Source organism: Burkholderia sp. SRS-25 (assembly GCF_004343765.1).
GTDB classification, from domain to species: Bacteria; Pseudomonadota; Gammaproteobacteria; order Burkholderiales; family Burkholderiaceae; genus Burkholderia; species Burkholderia contaminans.
This window is the reverse complement of the sequence record NZ_PTXM01000031.1, coordinates 62417-70305: the sequence shown is the minus strand read 5'-3', so window position 1 is coordinate 70305 and position 7889 is coordinate 62417. Positions and strand designations below refer to the sequence as shown.

Below are 7889 nucleotides of genomic sequence, written 5' to 3'. Positions count from 1 at the left end.
CGAGCACAGCGAGATTGCGTGGAGTGCGGAGTACCGCGCGTGGGGTGTTGCGCAGGAGGCGATCAGGAAGGCGTCAGGGAAGGCTCAGTTCGCCAATCCCATCCGCTTCCAGGGGCAGTACCATGACAGCGAATCGGGGCTGCACTACAACCGGTATCGGCATTACGATCCTGAGGTGGCTCGGTATATCAGTCTGGACCCAATTGGCCTACGAGGCGGGCTCAATCTATACGCATACGTGCAATGTAATCCTGTCACGCGAGTCGATCCACTTGGGCTTCAGGCGAGGGGGCCGGTTCTCCTCGGGATGGGACATCTATATAGAGCTGATGCGATGCCACCAAGACCTGCGCTTGCTCAACGCCCTCAAGCACAACTTCTACTGAACGATATTTCCAACAACCCAATTCCAGCGGATGTACTACCCGGCGTTTGGCCTGGGGTAAATGTCCCGGTAGAAGTTCCGAAATTCTATTGTTCCGCGGGGTACTACGGCGATGATCCTCTTTCGGATCTTAGGCCGACGGATGATTCTGGACTTACTTGCAAGGCACGCCCCAAACATTACGATCAATCGTATTCCGTCTTTGGAGATAATTCTCGCAAATTTACGTGCACATCCCTGGGAGGATTGTAATGACGCGTATCGCAAGGCTAAATTTTTTGACCATCTCACTGGTGTTTTCTATAATTTTATTTATTGCAATGTACGGACAACCAACTTACCATGAAAAATGGAGTCGCTGCATTAAAATCTGCAAAAGTAAAGGGATGTTTGGGAAATTGGAGCCACCCCACCCCCAATATGGGAGAAATATTTCAAATAACTACGAATGCCGCTGCTACTAGTTACATGGCAAAACAAGAAGGCGCCTCCACAACCGCTATCATCCCTCCCCAAAGCGGACAGATTCATATCTCAAAATAAGATCGAATTGAGTGACAGTTGCGCACGTTAAAAACCATTACCTGAATTGATCTACTCGATCTATAGGCAATAGGGTCAACATTATTTGGATTTGACCATCCGTATCGCGTCGACATGCTCAATACCGCTAATGCCACAGAATTCTACCAAGGGAAGTACATTGGGATAGATATACGATTTCCCCAAGCCTGTTCAGCAAGTCCCGATGAATGGGCCGACGTGAACGTGACATGGACGATACCTGACGCATATTGTGTAGCGAGCTACTATGACGATGGTCCGTTGGATGATCTTCATCCAATTTAAAATTCTCGATCCAGTTGAAAATCCAGATTTTAAACGATCAACCAATCACTTTAATAGAAATTAGAATACAACAGCAAATTTACCTGGAAACTGCATTTTAAAAATGAATTCCCAATGAACAACGCGAAAAAGATGAAGTTCATTTTCACGAAAAATCCTTGAGATGCAGCAAATCATGAAGACTACTTTATATATTTCTCTTACCGCCTCGGCGGCGCTGCCTGCTTTTGAAAAATTTAGCTTTTCAAACACAAATGATCGAGAGGATCAATACCTCAAGGCATGTGGCGACCACGGCATATTTTGGGATTTTGGAGGCACCTTTTCCAAATTCGACTAGCAACACCACCACAAATTACACGTGTAAACGTTATTGAGTATGATCGTGGCCGGTGGAGGCTTGCAGAAGTCGCGGGAGACTGCCGTCAACCTATTTCAGGACGACACGCCGGCACGCGGCGACTACGCGATGCCGGCTTTCCGCGGCTGACGGATCGCCTAAACTACAGACCGTCCCCTCCGCGCGGCTCCTGCCAGCCACCGCCATGGCGCACCTCTTCTTCGCCGCGTCGATCCAGCGGCATATCGAAACGCCCGAGTGCGAAATCGACGCCCACTCGGTCGGCGAAGCATTCGACACCGTTTTCGGCGAGCACCCGCGGCTGCGCGGTTACATCCTCGACGACCAGGGTGCGCTGCGCAAACACCTGTCGGTATTCATCGACGGCCAGCCGATACGCGACCGGCAACACCTCTCCGATGTGCTCGGCGACGCCAGCCGGGTCTATGTCGTGCAGGCGTTGACGGGCGGATGAGGGGATATATGCACAAGCATCGACCGCGCCCCCCAACGTCAGGCGGGCCATCAGGAGACATCCCACATGAACGATCGACTGCTCGTCGCCACCCGCAAGGGCCTGTTCGTCCTGCAGGCCGACGGCCACGGCGGCTGGACGCTCGATGAGCCGCACTTCGCCGGCGAGCCGGTCAGCATGGCGCTCGCCGACCCGCGCGACGGCACGCTGTATGCCGCGCTGAACCTCGGCCATTTCGGCGTCAAGCTGCACCGCAGGCGCGCAGGCGCCGCCGACTGGGAAGAATGTGCGGTTCCCGTCTATCCGCCGCAGCCCGCCGAAGCCCCACCCGCCGGCGCCAGCGTGAATGCCGGCACCGGCGACGCGGACGACGCACCACCCGGCCCGCCGCAGCCGCCGTGGACGCTCCAGCAGATCTGGTCGCTCGAAGCCGGCGGCGCCGACGAGCCGGGCGTGCTGTGGGCCGGCACGATTCCCGGCGGGCTGTTCCGCTCCGACGACGGCGGCAGTTCGTGGGAGCTCAACCGGGCACTGTGGGATCGCCCCGAGCGCGCCGAATGGGGCGGCGGTGGATACGATGCGCCGGGCATCCATTCGGTGATGGTCGATCCGCGCGACAGCCGGCACGTGACGGTCGGCATCTCGTGCGGCGGCGTCTGGCAGACCACCGACGGCGGCGCGACGTGGCGCGTGACCGCAGAGGGCATGGAAGCCGACTACATGCCGCCTGAGCGGCGCGGCGAACCGAACATGCAGGACCCGCACCGCGTCGTGCAGTGCGTGGCCAACCCGGACGTGCTGTGGACGCAGCATCACTGCGCGATCTTCCGCTCGACCGACGGCGCCGAACACTGGCGGCGCATCGAGGCGCAGCCTTCGAGCTTCGGCTTCGCGGTAGCCGTGCACCCGCATGAACCGGACACCGCGTGGTTCGTGCCGGCCGTGAAGGACGCGTGCCGGATTCCGGTGAATGGCCGGTTCGTCGTCACGCGCACGCGTGACGGCGGGCGCAGTTTCGAGCAGTTCTCGAACGGATTGCCGAGTGCGCCGGCGTACGACCTCGTGTATCGGCACGGGCTCGCGATCGATGAGACCGGCACGCGCCTCGCGATGGGATCGACCACCGGTGGGTTATGGACGTCCGACGATGCCGGTGAAAACTGGCAGCTGGTGTCTGCGCATTTGCCGCCGGTTTATTGCGTCAGGTTCGGGTGACGGTGTGCGAGCGGGTCGGCGCGCGCCCGGCCCGCACGGCCCGCTTTACCGCTCGACGCCCGCCCCCATCCGCCCCACCGCCTCCCGCGTCTGCGCCATCTCCGCGTCGAGCCAGTCGAGAAACGACCTGACCTGCGGCTCACGCTCCCGACCGGGCCGGCACAGCGCGACAAAACGCGCGCCCTCGATCCGCACCGCCGGCTCGATCGGCGTCAATGCTCCGTGCGCGACATGCTCGGCAGCCAGCACCGAGCTGAGCAGCGCGATGCCCTGCCCGTGCAGCACCGCCTGCAACGCGTAATGCTCGTCGTCGTAGTGGCGAAACACCGCGCGTTCGAGCCACGATTCTCGGCCGGCCGCCCGACACCACGACGCCCAATCGACCGACACCGGCAGCGGCGTATCCCACATGATCTCGATCAGGTCGAGCGGCTCGTCCGTGCGATGCGCGTCGAACCCGGCGGCCGCATACGCGCCGAAGTACTCGTCGATCAGCGCAATCTCGTGCAGCGCCGGAAACGTGCGCGACGTCGCGCGAATCGCGAGATCGATCCGCGCATCACGCTCAAGATCGACCAGCGTATTGCCGGTTTCGACCTTGATGTGCAGTTGCGGATCGATGCGACGAAACCGACCGAGGCGCGGAATCAGCCACATCGCAGCAAAGGCGGGCGTAGTGGTCAGCACGAGCGTGCGCTCGCCCGCCGTCTCGGGCCGCACCGCGTCGAGCCCGCGGCTCAATGCGAGCAATGCATCGTGACTCGCGCGAAACAGGCGTTCGCCTTCGTCCGTGAGCCGCACGCCGCTCGCACCGCGCTCGAACAGCAGCACACCGAGCCGGCTTTCGAGCGACTTGATCTGGTGCGACACGGCGGCCGGTGTCACGGACAGTTCGTCCGCGGCAGCCTTGAACGCGCCGAGCCGTGCCGACGACTCGAATACACGCAATGCAGTCAGGGGGATTTTGGAGAACACGGGGCCTCGCGGGCCGGATCGGGCCAGGTTGAATTCAATTGAATCGGGGTGAGATTAGGTGAATTGAAGCGGGCGTGCAACGCGGATAGCCTTGCGGGACGTCGTGGCACGGTGCCGCGGCGAGTGACGTCCAACCGGAGCGACAACGTGCAAGGCCTACCGCGCAGGATCACGCAGGCGGTGCTCTACGAAGCGATCGCGATTTCCTGCATCTCGCCCGCGATCGCGGCGATCTTCAAACAGAATCTCGTCTATTCGGGCGCGCTGTCGGCGACGATGTCGGCGATCGCACTGCTCTGGAACATGATCTTCAACGCGCTGTTCGAGCGCTGGGAAGCGTCGCGGCGGCAGCCGGCGCGCACGCTCGGGCGGCGGATCCTGCACGCGACCGGATTCGAAGGCGGGCTGATCTTCATCCTCGTGCCCGTCGTGTCGTGGTGGCTCGACATCTCGTGGCTCGACGCATTCGTCGTCGACATCGGGTTGTTCGCGTTCTTCTTCTGCTACGCGTTCGTGTTCCAGTGGGCGTTCGATCGCGTGTTCGACGTGCCGGCGACGACGAGGGGGCAATGAATCGGTCGCTCTGCTCCGTGAAATCGGACAACCGGGAATGACATCAATTGGCGTGTTTGTTTCGATTTTAAATTCAACTTAACTATATTATTTACATTCCCGATTTTCACCACCCGATACATTCGAAAACCAAAAACCAAACACAGGGTTTACGCTACATTGCCGCTCCGCAATTTCAACTGCTAATGTAAGTTGACAATTAAACACAAGATAATCACCCATACCCACCCCATATAATCAGCGCAACCGCATGCGCCGACTCAATCGCTAAATCCGCCCCCGCAGTTTCGAGGGCGATTTGCGATGTTCGCAGTTCAATTCCTCAACAAGGAAATCATCATGAACGAAAATCAGGAAAAGCAAGATCTCCCGCTGATCGAATGGATGCAGGAAGATCAGCATGAAGATTGGGTCGAAATGATGAAGGACAGCGCAGTCATTCCATTCGCCACCGCTCTTTGGGCATAAGCGGTCAGCCTCGGATGATGGCGGATCGCAATGATCCGCCATTTTTTGATCGAGAACCTGGATATCCCGGAGAATGTGATGGAAAAAAGTGTAGAAAATTTCTTTTCGTGCGTCCGCGGACATCCAGCCATGATGCAGAGAAACGCGCCCGGCGCCAATATCCTGGTCGGCTCGGACAAAAGCCAGAAAGACACCGCGCAATCAATCATTCGACATTGCCCGAAGAAGCTGGAATATTCATTCACCTACGTCGAGCTCGAAACGGAAAATCACGAACAGGTCATCGAGGAAATCGACCGGTGTGACATGTTCATCTTCATGTACGACTCCTCGATACGTTCCGACATCAATCCGCACGGGCCGTCATTCATACCGCCCCTCAAGCCGAAAATGGCCGAGCACTGGAAGAAGTCGGTATTGCTCCGGGAGTACGGCGAATTCTTCAACGAGGCCTTTTCCGAGAGCATCGACGATATCGCTGCTCGCAACGAGCGCATCATCGCGGCGGCGCAACGCGCCCGGCGCGTGCAGTTTCACGATGGTTTCGGCGGCTCGCTGCACGGAACGCTGGACCAGACCTGGAAAAGCCTGGACGGCCGCAACCACTATGACCTGATGCCCGGCGAAGTGGCGACCCGGGTACCCGACCTGACCGGCAACGTCACATTCGGCGGCACCTTCTTGAGCACGGTGCCCTTTGCCATCAAGTACGGCGTCATCGATCCGATCTTGAACATCGGGATCGAACGGGGCCACGTGGTCAGCGTCGAATCGGCCAATCGACAGCTCGAGGACGACATCAAGCTATACCTCGATAAATGCGCGGGAAACCGGATCGTCGAAGAGTTCGGGATCGGTACGAACCTGAACGTCAGGCTGCATGGACGCAATGCGAGTTTCGAAGAACGCCATGCCGGGCTGCACCTCGGCCTCGGCGGCGGCGAACGTGGCAGCCATCATCTGGATCTGGTGTTTTCGTCCGGAACGATCCGGTTCGACGACACCGTCATCTTCGACGGCGCATTCCACGTCTAGCGCCTTCGACGACACGGCCGGCATCGAAGCACCGACAAGATGCCGGCCTCGCGACTTCCACCGTCGGCACCCTGCCCGCGCGGGTTCACGTAACGCCTGTCATGTACCGTGGCCGCGCCTTCCCGAGCCGAATCGTCATGGTCGACCTCGAACAGCAACTACATGTCGCGCAGACGCAATTCGCAGGCGATTCGCATGATCCCGCGCTGCTGCATCGCATCTGCGAATTGCTGACCGCCCTCCGGCGCGAGGAGGACATGCTCCCGTGGGCCGACCGCGCGCTGGCGCTCGATCCGCACGACCCCGTGTTCATTGCCCGGCGCGCCGATGCGCTCTACCTGCTGGGCCGGTATCTCGAAGCCGCCGATACATGGAAACGTGATCCGTCGCGGCACGACCGCCCCGAACTCTACCGCTTGCGACTGGGCATGAGCCTGATGATGGCCGGCGATCTCGCGCAGGCCATCCGGTTGCTGGACGAAGCCTATCGCATGGCCGAATCCGGCCATGCCGAGATGGCCGCATCGATCGGATTCGCGTTGGGAGAGGCGATGCTCAAGGCCGGTGACCCGCGCGGCTTTGCCTATTGGCGAATGCGCGATGACGTTCCACGCCTGTCCGCCAATTACCGCCCCAGCGGCCTCCCGACATGGGATGGCGAGTCGGATGTGAGCGGCAAGCGTGTCCTGGTCACGCATGAACATGGATTCGGCGACAACTTTCTTCTGGCAGCCTGCCTGGCCGATTGGCTGGACGCGGGCGCGCACGCCATGCTCACTTGCCATCCGCAGAACCACGCGCTGATGCAGGCGTCACTGCCGCGTTGCGAGGTCGTCGCCGCACCCAATCCGCCACAGTTTCATGCGCCGTTGCCCCGTGAACTGCAATCACGGGTAGACGGGTTCGCGCCGGACCTGCATGCAACACTGCTCCATTTGCCGATGCTGAAAGCCCGGCAGACGCACGCGCCGGAACAATGGTTCACGCCCTATATCGAGGTGCCGCCGCAAAAGCAGCGAATCGCGGCCGAATGGGCCGCGCAACTGCGCAACCAGCATCCGGGGAAGAAACTGATCGGACTGTTCTGGGATTGCGTCCAACGACACTGGCCCGAAAAGGGTGCCATCGTCAGGTGCTGGGCCAGCCGCCGCAGCCTGCCGCTCGATGCGGTCAACGAGATCGTGGCGCACCCTGCCATGGCGGAATGCATGCATTTCGTGAATCTGCATCATCCCGCGGCCGCGGCGCTGGCTGGCGCGCCGGCCTGCAACGTCGGTCACTACCAGCCGGTGATCCGGGATTTCGCCGACACGGCGGCGTGCATTGCCCAACTGGACGCCGTGGTCGCAGTCGATTCAGGCGTAGCCAACCTGACGGCCATGATGGGCATGCGGACTTGCGTACCGACTCACATCTGCGGCGATTGGCGTTGGGGCGTCGAGGGAACCGCGAGCCCGTGGATCCGGCATGCGACCGCTTTGCGGCAGACCCGGGAAGGTGACTGGAGCGACGTGGTTCGAAACATCCACGCGTGGCTCATGCGTGCCGTCGCCTGATGCCTGATGCACGACTCG

9 protein-coding genes are annotated in these 7889 nt (G+C 60.1%); 8 read left to right on the top strand and 1 reads right to left on the bottom strand.

Going from position 1 to position 7889, the window contains the following annotated elements; genetic code table 11:
• Window positions 1–13 precede the first annotated feature (13 nt).
• From C5O79_RS38960 to C5O79_RS34100, 4 genes are all read left to right on the top strand, one after another.
• Window positions 14–637, top strand: coding sequence for an RHS repeat-associated core domain-containing protein (locus tag C5O79_RS38960; protein WP_346428592.1), 624 nt, complete (start codon window positions 14–16; stop codon window positions 635–637).
• A 772-nt stretch (window positions 638–1409) separates the two neighbouring features.
• Entirely contained in the window at window positions 1410–1574 is a 165-nt protein-coding gene (locus C5O79_RS38305) for a hypothetical protein (RefSeq protein WP_160313546.1), read from the top strand.
• A gap of 205 nt (window positions 1575–1779) precedes the next feature.
• Window positions 1780–2049, top strand: a complete 270-nt coding sequence (locus C5O79_RS34105; protein WP_047851169.1) for a MoaD/ThiS family protein — start codon at window positions 1780–1782, stop codon at window positions 2047–2049.
• A 66-nt stretch (window positions 2050–2115) separates the two neighbouring features.
• The gene (locus C5O79_RS34100; protein ID WP_122476737.1) at window positions 2116–3264 is read left to right on the top strand and encodes an exo-alpha-sialidase; all 1149 of its coding nucleotides are present in this window, start codon (window positions 2116–2118) and stop codon (window positions 3262–3264) included.
• A gap of 45 nt (window positions 3265–3309) precedes the next feature.
• Here C5O79_RS34100 and C5O79_RS34095 read toward each other — a convergent pair whose 3' ends face one another.
• Complete coding sequence (locus C5O79_RS34095) at window positions 3310–4239, bottom strand: LysR substrate-binding domain-containing protein (protein WP_047851171.1); 930 nt, start codon at window positions 4237–4239, stop codon at window positions 3310–3312.
• A gap of 147 nt (window positions 4240–4386) precedes the next feature.
• On the opposite strand from C5O79_RS34095, the gene C5O79_RS34090 reads away from it, so the two are divergent.
• The 4 genes from C5O79_RS34090 to C5O79_RS34080 all read left to right on the top strand — a co-directional run bounded on the left by C5O79_RS34090 (window position 4387) and on the right by C5O79_RS34080 (window position 7871).
• Window positions 4387–4812, top strand: a complete 426-nt coding sequence (locus C5O79_RS34090) for a PACE efflux transporter (RefSeq protein ID WP_047852549.1) — start codon at window positions 4387–4389, stop codon at window positions 4810–4812.
• 339 nt (window positions 4813–5151) lie between these two features.
• Window positions 5152–5280: a hypothetical protein gene (locus C5O79_RS38880; RefSeq protein WP_021163990.1), complete on the top strand. Its 129-nt coding sequence runs from the start codon at window positions 5152–5154 to the stop codon at window positions 5278–5280.
• Between the two features lie 30 nt (window positions 5281–5310).
• Window positions 5311–6315 (top strand): leucyl aminopeptidase, encoded by a 1005-nt coding sequence (locus tag C5O79_RS34085; RefSeq protein ID WP_124648716.1) that lies wholly within the window; start codon window positions 5311–5313, stop codon window positions 6313–6315.
• Between the two features lie 137 nt (window positions 6316–6452).
• Window positions 6453–7871, top strand: a complete 1419-nt coding sequence (locus C5O79_RS34080) for a tetratricopeptide repeat protein (RefSeq protein ID WP_053060255.1) — start codon at window positions 6453–6455, stop codon at window positions 7869–7871.
• The last annotated feature ends 18 nt before the right edge of the window (window positions 7872–7889 follow it).